Annotated in this window: 20 protein-coding genes and 1 tRNA gene; 11 read left to right on the forward strand and 10 right to left on the reverse strand. The window is 64.8% G+C overall.

Annotated elements, in window-relative coordinates; all coding sequences use genetic code 11:
- Positions 1 to 225: 225 nt before the first annotated feature.
- From NVS32_RS10290 to NVS32_RS10305, 4 genes are all read right to left on the reverse strand, one after another.
- Positions 226 to 301, reverse strand: a tRNA-Phe gene (locus tag NVS32_RS10290).
- A 593-nt stretch (positions 302 to 894) separates the two neighbouring features.
- Entirely contained in the window at positions 895 to 1,149 is a 255-nt protein-coding gene (locus NVS32_RS10295) for an RDAC family protein (protein ID WP_258499732.1), read from the reverse strand.
- A complete protein-coding gene (locus NVS32_RS10300; RefSeq protein ID WP_258499733.1) occupies positions 1,146 to 1,934 on the reverse strand; it encodes a DNA glycosylase in 789 nt (262 codons plus the stop codon). The genes NVS32_RS10295 and NVS32_RS10300 overlap by 4 nt, the downstream gene beginning before the upstream one ends.
- Before the next feature lie 8 nt (positions 1,935 to 1,942).
- A complete protein-coding gene (locus NVS32_RS10305) occupies positions 1,943 to 2,293 on the reverse strand; it encodes an acylphosphatase (RefSeq protein WP_258499734.1) in 351 nt (116 codons plus the stop codon).
- A 144-nt stretch (positions 2,294 to 2,437) separates the two neighbouring features.
- Here NVS32_RS10305 and NVS32_RS10310 point away from each other — a divergent pair, with 144 nt between their 5' ends.
- Positions 2,438 to 3,385, forward strand: a complete 948-nt coding sequence (locus NVS32_RS10310; RefSeq protein WP_258499735.1) for a DegV family protein — start codon at positions 2,438 to 2,440, stop codon at positions 3,383 to 3,385.
- Between the two features lie 67 nt (positions 3,386 to 3,452).
- Positions 3,453 to 5,420 carry a subtype A tannase gene (locus NVS32_RS10315; RefSeq protein ID WP_258499736.1) on the forward strand — a complete coding sequence of 656 codons (1,968 nt, stop codon included), beginning with the start codon at positions 3,453 to 3,455 and terminating at the stop codon, positions 5,418 to 5,420.
- A gap of 146 nt (positions 5,421 to 5,566) precedes the next feature.
- On the opposite strand, the gene NVS32_RS10320 is transcribed toward NVS32_RS10315, so the two are convergent.
- Positions 5,567 to 7,351 carry a beta strand repeat-containing protein gene (locus NVS32_RS10320; RefSeq protein ID WP_258499737.1) on the reverse strand — a complete coding sequence of 595 codons (1,785 nt, stop codon included), beginning with the start codon at positions 7,349 to 7,351 and terminating at the stop codon, positions 5,567 to 5,569.
- A gap of 228 nt (positions 7,352 to 7,579) precedes the next feature.
- On the opposite strand from NVS32_RS10320, the gene NVS32_RS10325 reads away from it, so the two are divergent.
- From NVS32_RS10325 to NVS32_RS10345, 5 genes are all read left to right on the forward strand, one after another.
- A complete protein-coding gene (locus NVS32_RS10325) occupies positions 7,580 to 8,332 on the forward strand; it encodes a peptidylprolyl isomerase (protein WP_303646633.1) in 753 nt (250 codons plus the stop codon).
- Positions 8,333 to 8,483: 151 nt separating this feature from the next.
- On the forward strand, positions 8,484 to 8,984 hold the full coding sequence (locus tag NVS32_RS10330) for a CarD family transcriptional regulator (protein ID WP_258499738.1): 501 nt from the start codon (positions 8,484 to 8,486) through the stop codon (positions 8,982 to 8,984).
- Positions 8,985 to 9,186: 202 nt separating this feature from the next.
- On the forward strand, positions 9,187 to 9,483 hold the full coding sequence (locus tag NVS32_RS10335; protein ID WP_059053440.1) for an ACT domain-containing protein: 297 nt from the start codon (positions 9,187 to 9,189) through the stop codon (positions 9,481 to 9,483).
- A gap of 73 nt (positions 9,484 to 9,556) precedes the next feature.
- Complete coding sequence (locus tag NVS32_RS10340; RefSeq protein WP_258499739.1) at positions 9,557 to 11,086, forward strand: citrate synthase; 1,530 nt, start codon at positions 9,557 to 9,559, stop codon at positions 11,084 to 11,086.
- On the forward strand, positions 11,076 to 11,954 hold the full coding sequence (locus tag NVS32_RS10345) for an HAD family hydrolase (protein WP_258499740.1): 879 nt from the start codon (positions 11,076 to 11,078) through the stop codon (positions 11,952 to 11,954). The genes NVS32_RS10340 and NVS32_RS10345 overlap by 11 nt, the downstream gene beginning before the upstream one ends.
- A gap of 62 nt (positions 11,955 to 12,016) precedes the next feature.
- Here NVS32_RS10345 and NVS32_RS10350 read toward each other — a convergent pair whose 3' ends face one another.
- The gene (locus NVS32_RS10350) at positions 12,017 to 12,760 is read right to left on the reverse strand and encodes a GntR family transcriptional regulator (protein WP_258499741.1); all 744 of its coding nucleotides are present in this window, start codon (positions 12,758 to 12,760) and stop codon (positions 12,017 to 12,019) included.
- Positions 12,761 to 12,969: 209 nt separating this feature from the next.
- On the reverse strand, positions 12,970 to 15,303 hold the full coding sequence (locus NVS32_RS10355; RefSeq protein WP_258499742.1) for a KUP/HAK/KT family potassium transporter: 2,334 nt from the start codon (positions 15,301 to 15,303) through the stop codon (positions 12,970 to 12,972).
- A gap of 285 nt (positions 15,304 to 15,588) precedes the next feature.
- Between NVS32_RS10355 and NVS32_RS10360 the strand changes: the two genes are divergently transcribed.
- Positions 15,589 to 17,106 (forward strand): S10 family peptidase, encoded by a 1,518-nt coding sequence (locus tag NVS32_RS10360; protein WP_258499743.1) that lies wholly within the window; start codon positions 15,589 to 15,591, stop codon positions 17,104 to 17,106.
- A gap of 116 nt (positions 17,107 to 17,222) precedes the next feature.
- Here the strand turns inward: NVS32_RS10360 and rlmKL are convergent, their stop codons facing one another.
- Positions 17,223 to 19,493, reverse strand: coding sequence for a bifunctional 23S rRNA (guanine(2069)-N(7))-methyltransferase RlmK/23S rRNA (guanine(2445)-N(2))-methyltransferase RlmL (gene rlmKL / locus NVS32_RS10365; RefSeq protein WP_258499744.1), 2,271 nt, complete (start codon positions 19,491 to 19,493; stop codon positions 17,223 to 17,225).
- Positions 19,494 to 19,765: 272 nt separating this feature from the next.
- On the opposite strand from rlmKL, the gene NVS32_RS10370 reads away from it, so the two are divergent.
- Positions 19,766 to 21,490 carry a phospho-sugar mutase gene (locus NVS32_RS10370; RefSeq protein WP_117651678.1) on the forward strand — a complete coding sequence of 575 codons (1,725 nt, stop codon included), beginning with the start codon at positions 19,766 to 19,768 and terminating at the stop codon, positions 21,488 to 21,490.
- 95 nt (positions 21,491 to 21,585) lie between these two features.
- Here the strand turns inward: NVS32_RS10370 and NVS32_RS10375 are convergent, their stop codons facing one another.
- On the reverse strand, positions 21,586 to 22,374 hold the full coding sequence (locus NVS32_RS10375) for a tyrosine-protein phosphatase (RefSeq protein WP_258499745.1): 789 nt from the start codon (positions 22,372 to 22,374) through the stop codon (positions 21,586 to 21,588).
- 13 nt (positions 22,375 to 22,387) lie between these two features.
- Positions 22,388 to 22,678 carry a hypothetical protein gene (locus NVS32_RS10380; protein ID WP_258499746.1) on the reverse strand — a complete coding sequence of 97 codons (291 nt, stop codon included), beginning with the start codon at positions 22,676 to 22,678 and terminating at the stop codon, positions 22,388 to 22,390.
- A 147-nt stretch (positions 22,679 to 22,825) separates the two neighbouring features.
- Between NVS32_RS10380 and NVS32_RS10385 the strand changes: the two genes are divergently transcribed.
- Positions 22,826 to 23,407, forward strand: coding sequence for a low molecular weight protein-tyrosine-phosphatase (locus tag NVS32_RS10385; protein WP_258499747.1), 582 nt, complete (start codon positions 22,826 to 22,828; stop codon positions 23,405 to 23,407).
- 2 nt (positions 23,408 to 23,409) lie between these two features.
- Positions 23,410 to 24,591 carry a U32 family peptidase gene (locus tag NVS32_RS10390; RefSeq protein ID WP_117651682.1) on the forward strand — a complete coding sequence of 394 codons (1,182 nt, stop codon included), beginning with the start codon at positions 23,410 to 23,412 and terminating at the stop codon, positions 24,589 to 24,591.
- Positions 24,592 to 24,734 lie beyond the last annotated feature (143 nt).

Raw genomic sequence — 24,734 nt, forward strand, 5'->3', positions numbered from 1 at the left:
CGAAGTGTCGAAAACCTGCTGAGCGTTCCGTCGACTCCTACGTTAGCGAATACACGCAACCCGGGCCAAACCCCAGTGCCGCCGTGGTTCCGCAGGGCCTCGCGCGGCTCCCTGCCAACTGGGCTTTTGCAATCCTAAGCTAACCCGTGAAGCACATTTGAAGCACATGGTGAAGCACATAACAAAGCAGGCCAGAGCAGCTAGTGCCCTGACCTGCGCGTTTACTGGTGGCGGGGAAGGGAGTCGAACCCCTGACACGGGGATTTTCAGTCCCCTGCTCTACCAACTGAGCTACCCAGCCAAAGGCTTGCTCTTGCAAGCTCGTTTACTATACCAAACCCGGAGAAAAGGTCAACGAGAATCTTTGCAATGCCGAGAAAATCACCGTGTGGAGCCGCGTTAGAAGGCAAAGCGTTGGTGGCATTGAAGGTCTGCGCTGCTTCTAGGTTGCATCGAACTGCCCCTCGTTGCACTAAATTCCTTGCGATTGCGCCGAACTGCGCCTCGTTACATGTCTTATTCGCGACCGGGGCCGCCCTCGGAAGTGGTTGCGCATTTGATTTGCTATTCTACCTGGGCGTTCGCGGCACCCTCGGACTGCCGCTAACTGGGGTGTGCCCGAATCCGTGTATAACGAAGGACAGTTCGGTGCACGAGAACCCAGAAATGTGTAACGAGGGCGAGTTCGATGCGACTTTATTGCTCCGCCACGCTCCCGTCTGGCATTGCGGACCAGAAGAGTAACAGTTAACCTGCGAGGCCAGACACGGTTGGGTTACAAAGTGCTCAGATACCACGGCGCTGCACCCGGCATGTGCGGCGAGGAGACGCCGCCCTGCTCCCACTCCCGCTTCCGCAAGCCGTAGGCCGGTATTTCTGAGACTCCGTTGGCCCCTACGCCAGGCGGAAGGACTTCCCATCCTCGTCGAACGCCACGGGCTTCGACCTTCCGGCAAAGTACGAGCTCACGACCTCGCGCGCCGCCGCCAGCACGGCGTCATCGTCCTTCGCGGCAACCGCCTCGCGGCTTACCTCCACCCATAGCGACTGTCCACCGCACGCGTCGCGCAGACGCACGCGCGCGGGCACCCTGGCATTGAGTAGAGCCTCGTTCACATCGGCAATCTCAAGGATGTTGACGACCTTCATTTTCCACGCCCCTTCTCGCGCATCCACGCGAAGAAAAACTGCTGCTGGATTCCGCCCCACCGCGAGTCCCACGTTACGTGGTGTTCGCGCTCCGCCCGCTTGATCCAGGTGTCGCGCGGCACCGCCTCGAGGTACCCCAGCCCAAAGAGGCAGATGCAGCTTGCCACCTTGGGGCCAATGCCGGGGCTCTCCTCAAGTTCCGCCATGGACTCCTCAAGCGAGACGTCCCGCCGGTCAATCCGCGCGGGATACCAGGCCTGCGCCCGCGCCGCAAGCGCCTCGAGGTAGGGCCTTCTGTACCCCAGCTTGAGTCCCGTTGCAAACGCCTCGTCGCCGAGAAGCGCCGACAGCCGGCCTGGCCCCGGTACGCATCCTCCGCCGGCGTCGAGCAGCGCGTCCATCGTCCGCTGGATGCGCACGATGTTCGAGTTTTGCGACACCACAAAGCTCACGGCCGTGTCCCACCAGTCCTGGGCGAGCACCCTAATCCCGGCACCCACCTCCATGACCTCGGCTGGCATGGCAAGCTCGTCCAGAATCTTCTGGTAGTCCACATCCAGGGCCAAGTAGTGGCGCCAATAGGCAAGCTCGTCGGCGTTGACGTCGCTTCCGTCCGCGCGCCGTACGAAGACAACGCCCTTCTCGGCATCGCCCTCCTGCGAGAGCAGACACCGCCTTCCTCCGCTGGCCACGAGCCATCCGTCCTCGGTGCGCCGCCACGTAAACACCTGGCCCGACGCGGCTATGGCGTCAAGCGAGAAGAGCGTTGTTGCAATCGCTGCCATGCGGCCGCCTAGAAGCGCACGGAGAACTCGGCCTCGTCCGGCACGGGCGGGATGTCCTCCTTGGAATCGATGGTGTAGCTGATGGGGAAGCGCCGGTAGCTCTCGAGCAGCCGCGTGAAGAACGTGGCCACGGCCTCGCTTGGACCCTGGAGCTCCATGCTTACCGAGCCGTCGGGCTCGTTTCTCACCCAGCCGGTAAGCCCCAGGTCAAAGGCCACGCGCTGGCTGGTCCACCTAAAGCCCACGCCCTGGACCTGCCCCACGAAGCGCACGTGGATCCGCCGCGTGTCGCCGCCCGCAGCCGCGCCGCCCGCAGCCGCGCCGTTTTCGACCTCGTTCCTGTTCCTTCTCGCGAACATAGCGTCTCCCTTGAGTGCTTGCCGCCATCACGCTCGCCCGGCAGTAAGCTCTCCGTTTATCGTGGTTGTTGCCTGTGCAAACGACCCCACGCGCGGGTACGCTTACAATACTACCCGGACAACAAGGGCGACCGAGGAGACCACATGGCGACCAAGTGCAACATCATGACGGACTCGTGCTGCGACTTTTCTGCCGAGGAGGTCGAGCAGGCGGGCATCACGTGCCTCTCGTTCACCTATACCGAGGCAAGCAAGCCCGACGGTGGCCTCTCCGGTGTCGATGACCTCTTCCAGTCCCGCTCGGCCCACGACTTCTACTCCGCCATCGAGAACGGCGCCTGCCCCATGACCTCGCAGCCCTCCCAGATGGTCTACGAGGAGGCGTTCGAGAAGGCCATCGCCTCCGGCGTCCCTACCGTGCATTTTGCCCTCTCGAGCGGCATCTCCGGCGCGTACAACGGTGCCGTGACGGCGCTTGACCGCGTGCGCGAGAAGCACGGCGGCACGCTTCCCACGCACATCTACGTGGTCGACTGCCTCATAGGATCCACCACGCAGAACCTCTTCATCCACGCTGCCATCGAGAAGCGCGACCAGGGCTTCACGGCCGAGGAGCTGGTTGCCTGGGCCGAGGATGCCCGCTTCCACGTCCACACCATCTTCATGGTGGACAACCTCGATGCGCTCCACCGCGGAGGCCGCATCCCCAAGTCCGTCGCCGTGGTCGGCGGCCTTCTCGACGTGAAGCCGCTCCTCACCTTCAACCTCGATGGTTCGCTGGCAATCATGGGCATGGCACGCGGCCGCAGGAAGGCCATGCGCAAGATGGCCGAGTTCTACGAGGGCTTCCACGACTCGTCCTACGAGGGCCACGTGGTGGCAATTGGCGACGCGGACTGCGTGGCCGATGGCGACTCGCTTGCCCGCATGCTCAAGCCCACCGAGCACGAGCTCAAGGTCTACCGCTCGAGCATTGGCCCCACCATCGGCTGCCACGTGGGTCCTGGCATGTACTCCTGCTGCTTCTGGGGACCGGATCGCCGCGACGACAAGTACAACGACGCCAAGAACAAGGGCAAGGCGGCCAAGTAGGCGCCATGCCTCTCACTAACGTTTTCCGGGCCGCACCGCGGCCCGTTACCATCTCAGGGGGTCAGCGATGAGCTGGACACGAAGGGAATTCCTCGAGCTTGCATCGGCCGGTGCCGCAAGCATGGGCCTTGCCGCCTGCGGCGCTCCGGCGCGACAGCAGGCCGACAACAGCTCCGACCAGTCCTCGAACACCACGACGCAGCCTGCCGACAACGTGGATCTGGGCGAGTTCAAGAGCCTGGCGCTCGACACCAACGCCTGGAAGTACGACAAGGACAACGACGTCTACTACCAGCTGGGCCTTACCTACTGCCTGAAGCCCGCCACGACGGCCTACGAGTCCCTGGCGATCTTTGTTCCCGGCAAGTTCTTCACTGCCGAGAAGAAGGGCGACACCTACTCCTGCACGGTGAACGAGAAGGCCGTGGTGGGCGGCTTCACGCCGTCCACGGCGCCGGTCCTTTTGCCCATCAACAGCGGCACGCTCTCCCCGCAGGCAAGCCCCACGAAGTACGGCTATGACGGCCTGGGGACCTTCCTCGACGCCGGCTGCATCTACGTGTACGCGGGCTTCCGCGGGAGGAGCGCTGGCTATGACTCCTCGACCGGCTCCACCGACCTCTATCCTGGTGGTGCACCCTGGCCTGTGGTCGACCTCAAGGCCGCCATCCGCTACCTGCGCTACAACAAGGACGCGCTTCCCTGCGACACCTCGCGGGTCTTCTCGTTTGGCTTCTCTGCCGGTGGCGGCGTGAGCGCGCTGCTCGGCTCTGCTGGAGATGCTGAGATTTACAAGCCCTACCTGGACTCCATTGGCGCCATCACGCACGATGCCGAGGGCAACGCCGTCTCGGACGCCGTCTTTGGCAGCGCGTCGTGGTGCCCGGTCACCTCCTTCGACACGGCCGACGCGTCCTACGAGTGGATGATGGGGCAGTTCTCGACGGCTGGGAATCGTGCGGACGGCACCTGGACGTCTGCCCTCTCGCAGGGCCTGGCCGCAGACTATGCGAGCTACATCAACGCGATGGATTTGCGTGACTCCGACGACTCCCAGCTCACGCTCGACGAGTCCGAGGGCGGCGTCTACACGCTCGGCTCCTACGCGAGCCAGCTCATCTCCATTCTTAATGACTCGGCGACCAGCTTTGTCTCGGACACCACGTTCCCGTACACGTACACGCCGCAGCACATCGACGACCCAAGCTTCCCGGGCGACCCCAACCTCGCTACCGCGCGTGCTACGGAGGCCGCCGTGGCGGCTGCCAAGCAGGAGGCGCAGTCCTCTGCTGCTGCGGATGCCCAGGGTGACGCTGCCAGCACGGACGCCACAGGCTCGACGGGCGACACCGCTACCACGACTACCACGACGCTCCCAACGGGCACCACGCAGGTGCAGTCCACCATCTACGACACCGTGCAGAACTACTTTGCGGCGCTGAACTCCGACTACTGGTGGATCAACTACAACGTGAGCCGCCAGACGGTCTCCATCTCGAGTTTGCGTGACTTCTCGACGCACCTGCGTCCCGCCGAGCTCTCGGTTCCCGCCTTCGATGCTGCCGACCGTTCCACGAAGACCAACCAGCTCTTTGGTATTGGCGAGGAGAGCACCCTGCACTTTGACGAGACGGTTGGCGAGCGCGTGGCCGCAAACGCCGACGCCTACGCCTCGCTTGAGGGCTGGGACGAGTCCTACGCCACCGCCTGGCAGGATGACCTCGAGAAGTTCGACTCCCTCGACTCGGACATCACCACGCGCGTCTCGATGTTCAACCCGCTCTACTTCCTGAGCGGCACCTACAGTGGCTATGGCACTGGCTCGGTGGCGCCGCACTGGCGCGTAAACGAGGGCGTCTTTGACACTTCGACCTCGCTTGCCACCTCCGCCAACCTGGTGCTTGCGCTGCGTCACTTCAGCGGCGTCGAGGACGTCACCTATGTGCCCGTGTGGGGCCAGGGCCATGTGATGGCCGAGCGCTCGGGCACCGCGAGCGACAACCTCCTCTCCTGGATCGCTTCCTGCTGCGAATGAGACAAAGGGACAGTCCCTTTGTCTCATTGAGACAGGGGGAGTCTTTCTCGTCTCATGAGTGCGCCCCCGGCAGTTCAATGGGATGCCGGGGGCGCTTTTGTGTGGCAGCAAGGCTGGGGGAAAGGAAGGAAAGGAAAGGGGACAGCCTACCTGCCGGTGAAGAAGTCAACGATGGCGTTCCAGATGTCGAGAAAGACGTTGCCGGTGCTGGCGCTTGTGGCGTCGTTCGTGCTCGCGGTGGCCTCCGCTGAGGAGCTCGGGGCCGTGCTTGCCTGCGCGACGTCGGACGCGCTGACGGAGGTGCTATCGCCCATGGCAAACGTGGTGCTCGTGCCGTACTCCGCGTCAAAGGCGCTGCGGTCGATGCGGTCTGGACTTACGGTCGAGGCGCCACTGCCGTCGTAGGTGGTGGAGTAGGAGCCCGTCACGGTGACGGTAAGGCTCGAGTCGCCCTGGACGACGGTCTGCCCGTTGGCCACGATGGTCACGGTTTTGCCGCTCTCGTCCACCACGCTCCCGCCAGAGGCTACGTTGAGCGCCAAGACGGTCGAGTCCGCCGTCACGACCCAGGTTGACCCGTCGTCCACGTTCACGGTGATGGGGGAGTCGCTGGTGGAGCCGTTGGCGTTCTCGGTTATGGAAGCGGCGCCGGTCCAGGTGCTGTTGCCTGTGAGGTAGAGCGCCAAAGACGAGATGGTGTCCACGCTCACGTTGCCCGTGACGTTCTCGCCCGCAAGCGTGAGCGTAGCCGTGCCGCCGTTGGAGCCGGCCGTGCCCCAGTTGTTGGAGTCGTTGCCCTCCACCTGGATGAGGTTGGCCGCCGAGGAGTCGTAGTCGAGCGTGGTGCCCTGGAGCAGGATGTTTGCCGTGGTGTTGGTCACGTAGAAGAACGACCCGGACTGGATTGCGCTCGAGAGCTTGGAGCCAACCGCCTGGAACGTCGCCGCCTCGCCGGTGGTGGACTCGGCATCGCCCGAGGTGGACTGGTAGATGATGACCGCGTTGGCAATGGGGTCAGATGCGGTCTTCTCGGTGATGGTGCTCGAGAGGGTCGAGTTGTTGATGAGGACGGTGTTGAGTCCCTCCATGCCAGCGATCTGGCTGCCGGTGGCCGTGCCCGTCACCCCCGAGACCTCGATGTCGCCGGTCGAGTAGAGCAAGGGCGAGCCGGACCCTGCGGTCGAGAGCGTGGAGTTGGTCACCGAGATGTTGCCGCCGCCGCGGTCGGTGGCGATACTCGCGCTGTGGTCGCCCTGGGTCGAGATGCCCATCTCGTTGGCGATGATGGTGCCGTCGTAGGTGGCGTCAAGCCCACGCGAGTTGCCGGCCGAGGTGGTGATGGTGTCCCCGTTTGCGTAGACGGTTGCGCCGTCGGTGGCAAAGATGGCGTTGGAGCCCTCGCTTGTGGCGTTGAGCTTGGAGTTCGAGACCTTGGCGGTGCTGTCGTCGCCTGTGGCGAGAAGGATTGAGTTCACGCCGTAGAAGTTGCAGTTGTCGCCGTTGGTGTCGTCGCCGGACTTCTCGAGCGTGACGCCGGAGAGCGCAAGTGCGCCGCCATTCTCTGCTAGGGCCGCGTTCACGTCGACGTCGGTTGCGGTGATAGTCTGGTCCGAGGCCTCCTGGCTGTCTCCGTCTGCCGTGAGCGTGCCGGAGAGCGTGCCCGTGTAGTCGTACGTCATCGTGTTGGCGCCACCAGCGCCACCAGCGCCTCCGACAGGCATGCTGCCGCCGGCGTCACCTGGGGCAGACCCGCCGCCCGAGGGAGGCTCGCCTGTGGGTTGGCTCGTCGCCGTGCTGGAGCCAGAACTGCTGCTCGAGCCCTCCGCCAGCGCGGGCAGGGGAGTCATCGAGATGAGCAGCGCTCCCGTGACAACCGCGACGCCCGCCTTGTGCATGATCGAGTCCCTGCGTTCAAATGTTTCGCTTCTCATGGTGCCCCTCCTCGTCTGGAGTAGCTGATGGCCACAGTATGTCCAGCCGAGAGGGGCCCGTTGACGTCGCGTGCGCAATGACAACAGGCTGGCATAACGTTGAACTGATGCTCAAAGCAACCTGTCGTGAGGCTGAAATGAGACAAAGGGACAGTCCCTTTGTCTCACTCTCCACATGTGGCTGGTATGGTGGAAGTGCTGACAAATCCCACGACGATTGGCGCACCCATGGACCAGGACAACCAGGACACGTTTGGCGAGAACAACGCACGCACGGCATATGCGGCCATCACACGGCGCGGCTTCATGGGGCTGGCGCTTGCTGCGGCGTCCTTCTCGCTTGCCGCCTGCGGGAGCTCCTCTAGCGCGAGCGGGGAGGGGAGCGCAAGCACCACCTCGTCCTCTTCGGACACGTCGTCTGACTCCTCGACGAGTAGCGATGCCATGGATGCCAGCGACCAGCCCACGGGCCCCTACGCCTCGGGCGTCCACCACGCGACCATCGAGGTCACGGACTACGGCACCATCTCGGTTGCCCTGAACGCCAACGTCGCGCCCATCACCGTGTCCAACTTTGCCGGCCTGGTCGAGCAGGGCTTCTACAACGGGCTCACCTTCCACCGCGTGGTGAAGGACTTCATGATTCAGGGCGGCGATCCCAACGGCGACGGTACCGGCGGCTCGGGGACCACCATCAAGGGCGAGTTCTCGGCAAACGGGGTGAAGAACGACATTGCCCACGTGCGCGGCACCATCTCGATGGCTCGCTCGTCGGACTACAACTCGGCCAGCTCGCAGTTCTTCATCGTCCAGAAGACAGCAGCCTCGCTCAACGGCCAGTACGCCTCCTTTGGCAACGTGACGGACGGCATGGACGTGGTTGACGCCATTGTGAATGCGACGGCCGACAAGGGCGACTCCAACGGGATTCTCCCCAAGGAGGACCAGCCCGTCATTGCCTCCATCACAATGGTCGACTAGGGACAATGGGACCCGCGCAGCATCCATATCACAACGAAATAAATTAACCAAGATAGTGTGCTTTGCTGCAATAGGCAAGGGCATATACCTAAACGGTATGGAAAACGCCGTTATCGTGCTAATATCATATACATGAGAAAGGAGCTTCTTCATGTATGAGATTGGTGAGTACGTTGTCCATCCGGGTCAGGGCGTGTGCCGTGTCGAGGATGTGACAGATGGCCCCACCCCTTGCTACCAGCTCATGCCTGTTGGGGAGCGTCACCCCATGCGCATCAGCTACCCCGTCTCCAGCGAGTCTCGCCTGCGCCCGGTCCTCTCGGCTGAGGAGGCCCGCGCCATCATCGACGAGTACCCCACCATGGCGGTTGAGTCCTACTCCGAGCACAGCGGAACCCTGGAGGAGCAGCACTTCAAGGACGAGATTCGCCGCGGCAGCTGCCAGGACTCCGTTCGCATCGTGAAGACCTTCCGCGAGCGCATCGACGAGGTCAAGGCACGCAACAAGAAGCCGCCCGTGGCCTTTGACCGCATCCTCAAGCTGGCAACGGCCCGTTCGCTTCAGGAGCTCTCCGTCGCGCTGGACACCACGCCCGAGGACGTCCAGGCGCTCTTCGAGGGCGCGCTTGACGCGGCGGCCGAGGAGAACTAGACCACTCGCTTGCAGGTACGCCTCGCACGCAAAGCCGGTCGCCAGCTGCGGCCGGCTTTCTTGTCGCCAGCGGAGTACTTGCCGCAGGTGTCCCACCACATTCTTTCCGCTGCGTTGCCATTCTCGCCAAAGCGCAGGCATTGCGCTCACCTTGGGTAGAATTGGACTCACTTAACCATATGGCCTCGACCAAGGAGGATTCGTGCCTACCGCAGACGAGACAGACCAGAACCGTGCAATCATCACCGTCCTGGGAGAAGACCGTCCGGGCATCGTTGCAGCAGTGTCCACGGAGCTCTCTGAGCGTTCCGCCAACATACTCGACATCTCGCAGACCATCCTCCAGGGCACGTTCACGATGACCATGCTCGTGGACCTGGCACAGGTCAAGACAGACTTCTCCGAGCTCAAGGGTGCCCTCGATGCGCTCTCGGAGCGCCTGGGCGTCCAGATTCGCATCCAGCGTGAGGAAGTTTTCCGCTACATGTACCGCCTGTAGCTCTTCTCAGCGCACACAACGGTCTTCGGCGCGTCCGTCTTGCGTTGCGGGACGGCGAGAAAGGTGTTAGGCCATGCCCCTCTTCAAGTCAAACCGCAGCAGGAACGAGGTCTTTGGGCCCATCCTCTCGACGCTCGACACCTCCGCCATGACGCACGTGGCGGACGCCTACCCCATGCCGTCCAAGGCCCTGGGCCGTCCCGCCGTCTCCGATGGCCTCTATGACGGCTATAAGGATGCTGACGTCCTGGACGGCGACCTCTACAGCCGCTACGACGTGAAGCGCGGCCTGCGCAATGCCGATGGCTCCGGCGTGCTCGTGGGTCTCACTACCATCTCGAACGTCCACGGCTACACCAAGGAGAACGGCGTGGTCGTGCCCGACAAGGGTGACCTCATCCTTCGTGGCTACCACATTGAGGACCTGGTGGCAGGACCGCAGCGCGAGGACCGCTTTGGCTACGAGGAGGTGGCCTACCTCGTGATCACCGGGCATCTGCCTACCACTGCCGAGCTGGACGACTTCCGCGCCCGCATCGACTCGCGCAGGCAGCTGCCTGACGGCTACCTCTCGATCTTCCCCCGCACCACGTACAGCCACTCGATCATGAACGTGCTACAGCGCGCCACGCTCCTGCTCTACGCCTTCGATCCCACGCCGGACGACACCTCGCCCGAGCACGAGATCGACGTTGCCCTCTCGCTGCTTGGCCGTTGGCCGCGCACGGCTGCCGTGGCGCACGCCGCAAGCGTGGCGGCGATGAACGAGGACCGTCTGGTGGTGCCGCCGGCGCGTGAGGGCTTCTCGATGGCCGAGACGGTGCTCGACGTGCTCCGCGGCGACGAGGGCTTCACGCACGACGAGGCCATGATGCTTGACGTTATGCTCATGCTCCACGTGGAGCATGGCGGCGGCAACAACTCCACCTTCACCACGCGCGTCCTTTCGTCTTCGGGGACCGACGCCTACTCCGCCTACGCGGCGGCGCTGGGATCGCTCAAGGGCCCCAAGCACGGCGGCGCCAACTTCAAGGTTGGCCAGATGATCGATGACATTGGCGCCCACGTGGCCGACTGGACCAACGACGACGAGGTGGCGGGCTATCTCGAGAAGATTGTACGTGGCGAGGCCTTCGACAAGACCGGCCTCATCTACGGCCTGGGACACGCGGTCTACACGCTCTCGGACCCCCGCGCGCAGCTGGTCAAGCGCTATGCGCGCAAGCTTGCGCACCAGAAGGGCGCCGAGGACAAGCTCGACCTCATCGAGAGCATCGAGCGCCTGGGGCCCGAGGTCATGCGCAACGTCAAGGGCACCAAGAAGCCCATCTGCGCCAACATCGACATGTACACGGGCTTTGTCTACTCCATGCTCGGCGTCCCCAAGGACCTCTACACCCCCATCTTTGCCATGGCGCGCGTTGCCGGCTGGGCGGCTCACCGCATGGAGGAGCTCTACGGCGCGGGCCGCATCATCAGGCCGGCATATCGCTCTGTCTTCGACATGCGCGAGTACGTGCCGCTTGAGGAGCGCGATGCCGCCGCCGTGGGCGAGAAGGGCGCCGCAGGCGAGAAGGACGCTGGCGTGACAGATGGGCAGTAGCTCTCGCACTGATGCGCAGGGCGCCCCCGTGCGCCCGCGCATCGTCTTCTCGGACATGGACGACACCTTCCTTGCACCTGACAAGTCGCTGCTGCCGCGCAACATGGCTATGCTCGACCGCCTGGCCGAGGAAGGCATCGAGTTTGTGCCCTGCACGGGACGCGCGTGGCACGCGATTCCGCCCGAGGTCCGCCGCCATCCGGCGACGCACTACGGCGTGCCTTCGGACGGCTCCGTGGTGATCGATGCCGCGTCCGAGAAGGTCCTTCTCGACCAGAGCCTGGGCGCTCGGCGCGCGCTGGCGCTGCTCTCGCGCGTGGGCGGGCTTCTCGACCGCATGACCTTCGAGGTGTTTGCCGACGGCCGCGTGCTTACCAACAGGGCGAGCTGGGGGCTTATCGGGAAGCTGGGGCTGTCCGCGGCCCAGACTGCGTACATGCAGGCGTCGCGCACGCTGGTGGACAAGCCACTCGAGCAGGTGATCCTCGACGTTCGCACGGTCGAGCGCGTAGGCATGTGCTGGGGCATTGGCGCTGGCGCGCGCGAGGTCGCCTGTGCTGCGCGCATGGCCGTGGAGGAGGACCCCACGCTGCGGCACACGGGTTCCTACGGGAGCGCCATCGAGGTGGTGGACGCGCAGGCGTCGAAGGGCTCCGCGCTGGCGTGGCTCTGCGACAGGCTTGGCATTGCGCGCGAGCAGAGCGTGGCGTTTGGCGACTCGCCCAACGACCTTGAGATGATTCGCGCTGCGGGCGACGGCGTGGCCGTGGGCAACGCGTGCGAGGCGCTGCTCGCCGAGGCGGACCACGTGACGGCGACCAACGCCGAGAGCGGCTTTGCCACGTACCTGGAGGCGCTTCTCGGCTAAGGGGCGTCATTCCTGCCCATGCCGCCATCTTGTACCCAGGCTCGCGACCGTTCCGCGCGCCCCTAGCACACGTCCTTCACGCGGAGCAGCTCGAACTTTACGATGCTCGTGTCATAGATCTCTGTGTTAACCATCACGGGAACGTTGTCACGGTTGTAGTTGATGCCGTTGAACGTGAGTGCCGTCTCGCAGCGCAGCTGCGCCCCTGCCTTGGCAAGCTGGCAGGCCCTGAGGTGCGTGATGGACTCGAGCTCAATCTTGTCTCGCACGATGGCGACGCCCGCCTCGTCTCGGAGGAAGTCGAAGATGGGGTGGGCTGAGAGGTACTCTGCGGTGGGGAGGTTCTTGACAAGCGAGGTGGGGAACCTGTCTACGCTGATGATTGCTGGCGTGCCATCCGCAAAGTAGAGCTTCTCGACTGAGCAGAGCTTGGTACCTGGCGCAACGCCAAGGCGCTCCGCCTCGTCCAGCACGGCGGGCCTGGTGGAGATGTCTACGACCGTGATGGTTGCTTGGTGCCCACTTTCGGCGATGAGCTTGGTGAACTCCTCGCCGGGGACAAGGTTGATTTTGATGCTGGCGGAGGCGGGGTTGATGAAGGTGCCACGCCCCTGCTCCCTGAGGACGAGACCCTCTCGCTCGAGCTCTCCAAGCGCACGACGGATGGTGATTCTGCTTACGCCAAAGAGCTTGGCGAGGTCGTTCTCGGGCGGGAGCTTTGTCTGGCCCTTGCGGTAGAGGAACATGACATAGGTCGTGAGCTGCTGCTTTGCGGTTCCGCTGAGGTTTGTCCGAACGAGTTCCACGCTCGCCTCCGTGCGCTTGGTGTCTGGTGGTAGCGACATCAGATTATCTACCCAGGTGTTGGAGAAAACCGGCGAGGAAAAGCGGCGCGGATGGGCAAGGGCTGGAGCGGGTCCCGCGCGGGTGCCGTAGAGGCGTACAAAGTTGCGGCTCCGGCGTCGCATTGACGCCGGAGCCGTGTTTTTCTCGCATGTGGCAACAGGACTGCAGGCTACCTGTTGTCGCCCTGGTCCTGCTCGCCGATCTTCTCCTCGGCTGCCTTGACGGCGTACTCGAGCTCTTCCTCCTCGGAGTCCTCGTCGTCCTCGTCCTCCTCGTCGATGCGCAGCGGCTTGAAGCTTGCCGTGTCGCCGCCCACCAGGGTCTTCTCGGCGTCGCTGGCATTCTCCTCGCGCTCGTTGTGCATGGAGGCAGAGAAGATGTCCTCGTCGTCTGAGTCCTCGTCGCCTTCGGCGGGCTTTGCGACGACCTTCTTGGGTGCCGCTGCCAGCACCGCATTGGCGTCGATGGGGATGCGCGTGAGCTTGTGCTGGCGCTTGGCCTTGGCGAACAGTGGCACGTACTCAAAGATCACCGAGGAGTTCTCCAGGCCGTACCAGCGCATGGGCGTGCCGCACAGGCGGCGGATGAAGTACTTGGCTTCGATGGTGCGCGAGTCCGCCCCGGAGATATCCGTCTCGGGCGAGAGGACCTTGCGAATCAGGCAGAAGCGGAAGTCGCCCACGATGCTGTGCTTGCGGTAGATCGAGTACTTGTGGTTCTGCGGAGCAAGCTGGTTATGCTCCACCAGGTCCTCGACAATCTGGTAGAGGTAGGTGTTCACGCGCTGGTTCACGCGGAAGCCCAGGCGCAGCTGCACCTTGAACACGAAGTCGGTGTCAAAGGTGTTGACCATGTACTCGTGGGTGTAGGGCTCGTCGGTAACCTGGACGTTGAGGAAGTAGTACGCCCTCGCGCGCTTGGGGCGCTTGTCCAGGATCGAGTAGAGGATGTCGCGGTCGAGCTTGTCGAGCGAAGAGTCGTTGGTGAGGAACACCAGGTTGTCGGCAAGCAGCGGGTAGGACTCGTCGTGCGAGAGGTCGAAGAGCTGGTCGAGGTACTCACGGACGGGCAGGTAGACGGACTGCGTGCGCTCGATGGCCGTTCCGCGGCGCCAGATGTACATCACGAGGAAGAGCACGGTGGCGAGAAGCACGGTGACGTAGCCGCCGTGGAAGAACTTGGTGAGGCTCGAGAAGAAGAACATGAGCTCGATGGCGCCAAAGAAGACGAGGAACACCACGGCCGCCGCGGGCTTGCGGCGAATGCGCGAGAGGTACGAGAACAGCAGGAGCGTGGTCATAAGCATGGTGCAGGTGATGGCCAGGCCGTAGGCGGCCTCCATGTGCTTGGAGCTCTGGAAGAGCAGCACCACGCCCATGCAGCCAATCCACATGATGTTGTTTACCAGCGGGATGTAGATCTGGCCGCGCGTCTCGGAGGGGTAGTTGATTTTCATGTGGGGCATGAGGTCGAGGCGAATGGCCTCGGAAACAATGGAGTAGGAGCCCGTGATGAGCGCCTGCGACGCGATGATGGCCGCAAAGGTGGAGAGAATCACGGCAAAGACGCGGAACTCCTCGGGCAGCATCTGGAAGAAGGGGTTGAGGTCCGTGATGGCCGCAAGCTCGCCGCTGCCGTGGTTGGCGATAATCCAGGCGCCCTGGCCCAGGTAGTTGAGGATGAGGCAGAGCTTCACGAACGGCCAGGAGAAGTAGATGTTTGCCTTGCCCACGTGGCCCATGTCGGAGTAGAGGGCCTCGGCGCCGGTGGTGCACAGGAAGACGTTGCCCAGCACCATGAGGCCGGCGGCGTTGAGGTTGTGGTTAAAGAGAAACATGATGCCGCGCAGCGGGTTGAGCGCGCGGAAGACGTTGAGGTCGAGTCCCACGTTGAGGAGGCCGGTGATGCCCAGGAAGAGGAACCACACGGTCATGACCGGGCCAAACGCCTTGCCGATGGTGGAGGTGCCCGCCTTCTGCATGGCAAAGAGGATGCAGAGAATAACGAGGGTGATGCCAACCACGATGGCCTGGTTGTCGCCGATGATGCCGTAGAAGAAGTCGATGGTGCGCAGGCCCTCGATGGCGGTGGTCACGGTGACGGCGGGGGTCAGGATTCCGTCGGCGAGAAGTGCCGCGCCGCCGACCATGGCGGGGATGATGAGCCACTTGCCGCAGCGCTTGACGAGGCTGTACAGCGCAAAGATGCCGCCCTCGTTGTGGTTGTCGGCCTTCATGGCCACTAGCACGTACTTGACCGTGGTGATGAGCGTGATGGTCCAGATGAGCAGCGACAGCGCGCCGAGAACCACGTCCTCGCTCATGGTGCCTAGGCCGCCGTTGCCGGTCATGATGGCCTTGAGGGTGTACATGGGGCTGGTGCCGATGTCGCCGTAGACGACGCCCAGCGTTACAAGCACCATACCTGCTGAGAGTGGAATGCCGCCCTTCTTGATGGGCTTCCTGGCTCGCTTGGTTGGGGCCGGTGCGTTGGATGTAACCATGACGCTCCAATTTCCGTGGGTTCTACCTGCGAATCCGTGGTTATTCCAAATACCAATCGTTGAATATAGCACTCTCCTTAAAGAAAGGTGAATGCTTCACTCTTCTATATGCAGTTAAAGCGGGGTTTGCCTGCGGCTCCTCTCGGCGGAAATCGTGCTGTCTCGCCGGGGGGCCGGCGGGGAGCGGGGGACAGCGGGGAGCGAGTAGAATGGTGCACGTTGCCGCTATCCTCGGCTGGGTGGTCTTGTACAACTGGTCGAGGCTCTACAAGGGAAGGGGTTCTTATGGCAGACGAGAACACGCAAGCGCCTCAGACGGCGCCCGCCTCGGAGGCGCCGCGCCGCCCGTATGAGAACGTGCCCGCAAACGTGGTGAGGAGCGTGCCCAACCCGGCGAGCGCGCGCCTCTCGTGGACTGACGGCGAGAGGACCATCGACTACGTGTCCACTGCCGCCCACCTTGACGTCCGCGATGACTCTGGCCGCCTTGAGGGCAAGATGTTCTCGCTCTCCTATGTGGCAGTGGACGAGGAGGGCCAGCCCAACTCCGCCCGCCCGGTGACCTTTGCCTACAACGGCGGCCCTGGCTCGGCATCGGTGCCAATCAACTTTGGCGGCATTGGGCCTCGCCGCGTTGAGACCGACGGCACCAATCACCTGGCGGCATCCGCGCGGGTGGCCGACAACCCTCATACGCTGCTCAAGGACTCTGACCTCGTGTTTCTCGACGCCCTAGGCACCGGCTGGTCAGTGGTTGCAGACGACTGCGACCCTGCGACGGTCTTCTCGGTCGACGGCGACGCTGACGCCTTTGCGCGCGCGATCATGGACTGGCTCGAGAAGAACCACCGCTGGTCAAGCCCCATCTACCTCTATGGCGAGTCCTACGGCACCTTTAGGAACGCCGTGCTCATGAGGCTTCTGGGCGAGAGGTCCGTCAAGCTCACCGGCGTGGTGATGCTCTCGGCCATCTGGGACTGGGTGCAGACGCTCCCCGGCGAGGACCTCTACTACCTGGGCATGATGCCCACCTACGCGGCTGCGGCGCAGTTCTTTGGCCGCACGGGCGAGGGCGTGGACCCCAACGAGTGGTTTGATCGCGCGATGGACTTTGCCGATGACACGCTGGCGCCGGCGCTTCTCCGCGGCGACCGCCTGGGCGCCGAGCGCGAGCGCGACGTGGCGCGCCAGCTCTCGCAGTTCGTGGGGCTGCCCGTCGACTTCCTTGCGCGTCATCACCTGCGCGTGGAGCTCACGGAGTTCCGCCGCGAGCTGCTGCGCGACGAGGGGCGCGTGTGCGGCCGCCTGGACATGCGCTTCTGCTCGGACGAGCCGTCGCCCATGCAGGCGAGCCTCGACTGGCTGGGTGGCGAGGATGCCGCCGACGACGCCGTGGAGGCCAACTGGACCAACGCCTTCCGCGCGTTCTGCGCGGATGAGCTGGGCTACCAGGGCCCCTCGGTCTACCTGGGGCAGAACTGGGAGCGCGTGGGTCACAAGTGGATTTGGCAGCACGAGGTTCCCGGTACGGGCGAGAAGGTCGGCGCGCCCAACGTGACCGGCGACGTTGCGCTTGCGCTGCGCCGCAACCCTGCGATGAAGCTCGCAATCATCGGCGGCCGCTACGACGCCGCCACCACGTTCTGGAACGTGCGCCACGACCTGAGCTGCCAGTTCCTCTCGCCTGCGCTCAAGGAGCGCGTGACCTGGCTGCGCTACGGCTGCGGCCACATGGCCTACGTGGATGAGCCCACGCTTGCCGCGATGGACCGCGACATCCACGACTTCTACCAGAAGGCATGAGACACATGAGACAGAGGGACAGTCCCTTTGTCTCATAACGATGCCGGGAAGTCTCGCATGAGGCCTCCCGGCGTTTTCTTTACCTGCGCATGAGACAAAGGGACTGTCCCTTTGTCTCATCCACGGCGCGAGACGAGGTAGGCGTGGTGGATTTTAGGGTTGCGCGAGAAGTCCTCGGGGATGGTCTTGGCGGTGATGTCTTCGAGCTCCACGCCGGCCTTCTCGAGGGCCTCGACATCGGGCTTGAAGCTTCGCAGGTTGCACGAGAAGATCGCGCAGCCGCCGCGCGAGAGCAGCCTGGACACAGAGATGATGAGGTCCGCGTGGTCGCGCTGCACGTCCCACGAGCTGGCGTGCATGCGGTTGGAGTTTGAGAACGTGGGCACGTCGCAGAAGATGAGGTCCCAGGTGTAGCGGTGCTCGTGGCGGCGATCGGCCACCCACTGCAGCACGTCTGCCTGGATGAACTCGTAGTTGCGGCCGACAAACCCGTTTCGCTCCATGTTGCGACGCGCCCAGTCGAGCGACGGCCGTGAGAGGTCCACCGTGGTGGTGAGCCCCGCACCGCCGTCCGCCGCGTAGCAGCTTGCCGTGCCGGTGTAGGCAAAGAGGTTGAGGAAGCTTCCGCCCGGCGTGCGCTTCATGAGCTCGCGCACCATGGAGCGGGTCTCGCGGTGGTCCAGGAAGAGCCCGCAGTCCAGGCGCTCGGAGAAGTTGACCTCAAAGGTGAGGCCGCCCTCGTCCACGAGGTGCGCCCCGCGGGGCAGCTCCACGCGTCCGTCACGCCTGCGCGCGGGACGTTCGTCGCGAGCAGATCCGCCGCGTCCCTCTCGCCCGCCGTCTGCGTACTGCGAGCCGCCGCGCGCCCGCGTGCGCACACGCACGTGCACGTTGGCGGGGTCCACGTCCAGAACGCGCGGCGCTATGGCCAGCACGTCGAGAAGGCGCCTGCGCGCAAGGCCCGCGTCCACGTCGCGCGGCGCGGCGTACTCGGAGACGTAGAGCCAGCGGCCCGGCGTGGCCGACCCGCGGTACAGGTCAATCGAGACGGCGTAGTCCGGCAGGTCGGCGTCGTAGACGCGGTAGCAGCTCACATCCTCGCGCGCAGCCCACTTGGCGCGGAGCTTGGCCACCTTGGCGAGGCGAGCGGCAAACTGGTCCGATGCCCCCACCAGCACGGGAACGCTGCCCGCGTCTCCGCGCAGCTGCACCAGCGGGTGCTCCGCCGAGAGTGACATGGGGTCGTAGCAGCGGATGGTTGCGTCGTCTCGGCCCAAGATCACGGGGATCGCCTCCGCGGGCTCGCCGCCTGCGGCCGCGTCCGCCGCGTCGTCGGGGGAGAGCGCTGCCACGCCGGCGCCCTCGTGCCCCGCCACGGCTCCAGCCCCTGCCGAGAAGAGCGAGAGCGCCTCGGCCTCGCTGACAAGGTCGTCCGGCTGCGGCCACGCGAGGTCTGCCACCAGGAGCGGCGAGCCGTCGCCCACGGCGGCCGCAAGTTCGCCTGCGGCGAGGAAGCGCGGCTCCACGTCCATGCCAGCGGCGCGAAGTGCCCTTCTCGCCGCGCCCTCCGCGCCTGGCCGCGTGTCGCAGAGCAGAAGCTCCACGCCGTTCTCGGCACCCGCCGCCGCTCGGTCTGCGGCCTCGGTCGCAAGGGCGTCCCAGGCCTCGGCGTCGTGGCCGGCCCAGTGCGAAAAGCCCCAGCGCGTGCGCAGAAGCCCCGGCGCGCGGTCGAGGGCCTGGCTCGCCGCCTCCACGGCCACGCTGCCGGTGCCGGGGAAGAGGTTCACCAGTACGGGAGAACCGTGTCGCACGTCGCGGAACCAGCAGCCGGCCTCCAGAAGCGCCGCAGCGTAGTCCGCCCGGCGTGGAGCAAGGCGCCCGTGGCCCAGGGGTGCCTCCCAGCCGCGGTTGAAGAGCGGCTCTCCCGTAAGATCTATGCCCACGAGCGCGCGCTCGCGCGAGAGGCGCACCACAATGCCCACGTCCGGCGCGTCCGTGTTCACCAGGGGCCGAGCGCCCCGGCGCGAGAGAAGCCTGTCTGCCACGGCGTCCTTCGAGCGCAGGGCCACAAACTGCGTGTTTCTCAGCTGGTCGTTTGTGCCGCGCGCCTCGATGGCCATGGTTGCGCCGGGCGCCACGTGGTCTTCCCAGGGGATGCCCGAGAGGCCCTCGTAGAGCTGGTCCGCATTGGCCGCCCCCACGCGCGCCAGCACAAGCGTCACGTTTGACGCCAGGCGAGACCACAGACAGCAGCGATAGGCGTCCGCAAGGCCTCCCGTGAACGAGACCTGGCCCACAAGCGGGCGCACTCCCTCGGCGCCAAGCGCGTGCAGCTCTCCTGCCAGCAGAGACTCGAAGCCCTTGGGACACGTTGCGACAAACTCCATCGGGACACCTTTCGCCCGTGACCTGCGCGCCAGTCGGCGCGCCAAGCGGCGCCCACGCGCCGAGAAAACCATTGCGACCATGATACGTGTGCCGGTCTCGCGCGGCGGGCGGCACCCGCCCATCCGCTCACAGCTCCACAAAGTCGTTCGTCCGCATGAGCGCTCCGCGCCGCGCCGTCACGGATAGAATCTAAGGTGCATTGTTCGTGCTTGTTCGTAGACAGCCGCGGCGCACCACGCGTGTTCGTGCGGCGGGAAGCAAGGGGGGAACCATGGACGCAGGCGTGAAGGAAACCATCAAGCTTTGGCAGGACAACGTCACCGAGCCAGACCTCAAGGCCGAGCTTGACGCCCTTGTCAGCGCTGGCGATGAGGATGCGCTCAACGACGCCTTCTATCGCACGCTCGAGTTTGGCACTGCGGGCCTGCGCGGCACGCTCGGCGTGGGCACCAACCGCATGAACGTCTACGTGGTTGCCCAGGCAACCCAGGGCGTGGCCAACTACTTGAACGCCCACTATGACCACCCCACCATTGCCATCGCGCGCGATTCTCGCCTCAAGGGCGAGGACTTCCAGCGCGTGGCGGCCGGCGTCCTTGCCGCCAACGGCGTGCACGTCTACGTCTACCCGCGCATCGAGCCCGTCCCCACACTCTCCTTTGCGGTGCGTTACCTGCACACCTCCGCAGGCATCGTGCTTACGGCGTCGCACAACCCGGCACAGTACAACGGCTACAAGGTCTACAACGACAACGGCGGCCAGATCGCCAATGAGGCCGCGGATGAGATCAGCGCCTCCATCGCGCAGACGCCCGTCTTTGGCGGCGTCAAGATGATGGACTTCGACGAGGGCCTCAAACAGGGCCTCATCGAGTGGACGCCCGAGGAGGTTCTCGACGCCTTCATCGACGCCGTCAAGAAGGTCTCGGTCCCCGGCTTCAAGGCGCCCGAGGGCTACAAGGTTGTCTACACGCCGCTCAACGGCACCGGCATGGAGTGCGTCACGCGCATCCTCAAGGAGATTGGCGTGAACGACGTCACTGTCGTGCCCGAGCAGGCCAACCCCGACGGCAACTTCCCCACGTGCAAGTACCCCAACCCCGAGTTCCGCGAGGCGCTGCAGATGGCGCTTGACCTTGCCGAGAAGGTCAAGCCCAACCTGGTCGTGGCTACTGATCCTGACGCCGACCGCATGGGCACCGCCATCCCGCACAACGGCGAGTACAAGCTGCTCACCGGCAACGAGATGGGCGTCCTCATGATGGACTGGCTCATCAAGATGGCAATCGACCGCGGCGAGGACCCCAAGCGCAAGGTCGCCGTGTCCACGATCGTCTCGTCCGTGATGCCTGACGCCTTGGCCAAGCACTACGGCTTTGAGATGCGCCGCGTGCTCACCGGCTTCAAGTACATTGGCGACCAGATTGACCAGCTCAAGGACGAGGGCGAGGAGGACCGCTTCCTCATGGGCTTCGAGGAGTCCTACGGCTACCTCGTGGGCACGCACGCGCGCGACAAGGACGCCATTGTGGCCGTGGAGATGTGCGTCGAGATGGCGGCGTACTATGCCGAGCGTGGCATGGACCTCTACGAGGCCATGGAGGAGCTCTACAAGCAGTATGGCTACTACCTCAACGGCACCGTGAACGCGCAGTTCCCGGGTGAGGCCGGCGCCAAGCGCATGGCGCAGATTATGACCGGCCTGCGCGAGAACCCCCTCACCGAGATTGGCGGCTACAAGGTTGTGGGCATGACCGACTTTGGCAAGGGCGCCGAGATGCCGCGTGTCTCCGGCCTGCAGAAGGAGCCTGCGCAGGAGCTGCCCGCGGCCAACGTGATTGAGTACCGCCTGGAGGACGACAACAAGGTGATCTTCCGTCCGTCCGGCACCGAGCCCAAGGTCAAGGCGTACCTGTTCGCCAAGGGCGCCACGCGCGCCGAGGCCGAGGCCGTGCGCGCCAAGCTGCAGGCGGCCGCCGAGAAGGCCCTCTCGTGAGACAAAGGGACAGTCCCTTTGTCTCATTAGAAGATTGATGAAGCCCCGGCGCCGATGCGCCGGGGCTTTTCGTTGCTCCTGTCGGCCGGGGCGCGCTACTTCGCCAGGTGATCGCGCACGCGTGTGAGCTGCGACTTGCTGACGCCGCAGGCGAGAAGGTACGCCTCGACCGAGCCGTAGCTCTCGAGGAGGCCGTCGTACACGCGGCCCATGAGCTTGGCCAGCACGTCCACAGTGGTGAAGCTGGGAGATACGCCCTGGTAGATGTAGGCGTCGACCTCCTCGCGCGAGGCAAACGAGTAGGTGTAGTCCGCCACGATGCTCGTGCGATCCACACCGCACAGACCCAGAAGCAGCAGCGACGTGATGCCGGTGCGGTCCATCCCGGCAGCGCAGTGATAGAGCACGCACTCCTCGGGCGCCGCCTCGGCAAAGGCCGAGAAGATCTGGCGCACGGCGTCGTGGTTGTCGAGCATCCTGAGGTAGCCGGTCGCAAGGTAGTCGCGCGCTTCCCCGGGCAGGTGCAGCTTGGGGTCGTGCAGGTTGACGCCAAAGAGCGGCACGTTTGTGTAGGCGACGCCGGGGTAGGAGGCAAAGACGTCCGGCGAGCTTGTGCACTCCAAGGTGCTTCGCAGGTCAACTACCCGCGTGACGCCGTATTCGCGCAGGTAGTGAGCCTCTTTGCGCGAGAGCGTCGAGGTGGAGCCAGAGCGCAGGAAGCGATGCGCAAGCGTGGTTGCTCCATCAACGCGGCCGTGGCCCGCCGGCAGGGGATAGCCGCCCAGGTCGCGGCAGTTGTCGCCCACGGGAAGGAGCTGTCCGCCCTTGGTGGGCTTTAGCCCGGCGGGACCCCCGTTTCCTTGCTTGCGGAACCAGCCCAGCATGCCCGTGCCTTCTCTACTCGTCGCGCTCGCGGTTGTAGAGCTCGGTGATCTTGGCGTTATAGTACTCGCCCTTCTTCCGCTCTATCCACGCATCGCGCTGCTCGACGATGGCAACGGCCTCGTCGGCGGCCTCTTCCATCGACTGGGGCCGCGCCTGCGCAAGGTAGGCCGCCATGCGTTCCATCGCACCAACGGAGCCCAGGTAGAGGGCGAGAGCCTCGCCAAACTCCGCGGGCCAGCCGCAGCGCTGCGCCGCACGTGCGAGCGCCTGCCTCGCCCGGTCCTTGTTGTCTGTCTCGTCCACCGCGGCCTCCCTTCGCTGTGTTCTTCTGCAATCCTAGCAGTGCGCGGCGGTCGGGCGAGCTTGCGGGGACGTTGCGCGGACCACGCGGCGCGGTCCATACTCTTAACCTGCGAGTTGTTGGGCGCTTGTGACGGAATCGGGGAATGCATGGCGAGAAACCAGTACGGGGAGCCGCGGACAAACGATAAGACAGGCATTCTCTTTGTATGCCACGGCAACATCTGCCGATCGACCATGGCACAGTTCGTGATGGAGGAGCTGGTACTCCGCGCCGGCTGCGAAGGCGACTTCGAGATCGACTCGGCCGCGACCAGCCGAGAGGAGCTGGGTAACGACGTCCACCCCGGCACGCGCGAGCGACTTCGCCGCGCGAGCATCCCCTGTGGTCACCATGCCGCCCGTCAGATGGGGCCAAGGGACTACGACCGCTTCGACTACATCGTTGGCATGGACAAAGACAACTACGACGGCATGTACCGGTTGCTTCTGGGCGAGAGGGGCATGGGCTTCTCGTGGCCGCCCGTCTCGGCGCAGCTTGTGCGCGAGGCGGATCCGTTGCACAAGGTCTCGCTGCTCATGGACTGGACCGGCCACCCGCGCGACGTGGCGGACCCCTGGTACACGGGCAACTTCGATGCCACCTTTGACGACGTGATGGCCGGCTGCACGGCGATGCTCGACAAGCTGCTGGACAAGGCCAAGGGCAAGGCCGAGGACAAGGTCCGCTAGCGATGGGCGAGCAGATTCCCATGGAGCTCCTGGCGCCTGCGGGTGGCCCGGAGCAGCTGCGCGAGGCTATCCACTTTGGCGCAGATGCGGTCTATCTGGCTGGCCAGCACTGGGGTATGCGTGCCGGAAGCCGGAACTTCTCGGACGAGGAGCTGGTCCAGGCGGTGGCCTACGCGCACGCGCGGGGCGTTGCGGTCCACGTGACCGTGAACACGGTCATGACCGACAAGGACGCAGACGCGCTGCCGGCGTTCTTCTCGCTTCTGGTAGAGGCCGGCGTAGACGCGGTGATCGTGGCCGACCTCGGTGCCATTGCGCTGGCGCGCAGGTTTGCGCCGCGGGTGGCGGTGCACGTCTCCACGCAAGCGTCGGTCATGAGCGCGGCGGCCGCCGAGGAGTACGCGCGACTGGGGGCCACGCGGGTGGTTCTCGCCCGCGAGATGACGCTTGCGCAGATTGCCGAGCTGAGGCGCCGCGTGACGGGGGAGCTTGAGCTGGAGGCCTTCGCGCACGGCTCGATGTGCATAGCGTACTCTGGGCGGTGCCTGCTCTCGGCGGGCCTTATGGGACCGGGGCGCTCTGCCAGCAACGGAGCCTGCGCGCAGCCGTGCCGCTGGGCGTGGTCGCTTACGGAGGAGAAGTCTGGCGCCGTGCTGCCAGTGGAGCAGGACGGCAGCGCGAGCTATTTGCTCTCGTCGAACGACCTCTGCATGATCGAGCACCTTCGCGACCTGCGCGCGGCTGGCGTCGACGCCATCAAGCTGGAGGGTCGCTCGAAGGGCGCCTACTACGCGGCTGCCGTGACCAACGCCTACCGCCACGTGCTGGACGGCGAGGACGCGGGACCATGGCGCCGGGAGCTTGACCTCGTGAGCCACCGCCCGTACTCCACGGGCTTCTACCTGGGAGAACCCCAGCAGAACCCAGGCAGGGTGGACTACCAGCGCGAGAGGTGCCTTGTTGGCGTGGTGGAGCAGGTCTCGGCTGGCGTGGACGGAGCGTGCGTCGCTTGCGTCCGCTGCCGCAACCGTGCGGACGCCGGCGGCGAGCTAGAGGTGCTCTCGCCAGGCCAGCCGGTGCGGAACTTCGAGCTGCATGTGCCTCTCGTCACCAATGGAGAGCTCTACCAGGTGAGGCTTCCCTTTGCCGTGGAGCCGCTCGACCTGCTCTGCGCGCGGGGATAGGGGGCACCCCACCGCGTATATGTGTCACTTGCCGAATAGCAATTAGAAGCCGGCTGTACTGCTCGGGGAATATGTTATATAGAAGATAACATTAGCCCAAGGGACCGCTGGCGGCTGCACCTCGCCCGCCCGCTGCGTCCCTC

The sequence above is a fragment of the Tractidigestivibacter montrealensis genome (genome assembly GCF_024741235.1).
Lineage (GTDB): Bacteria > Actinomycetota > Coriobacteriia > Coriobacteriales > Atopobiaceae > Tractidigestivibacter > Tractidigestivibacter montrealensis.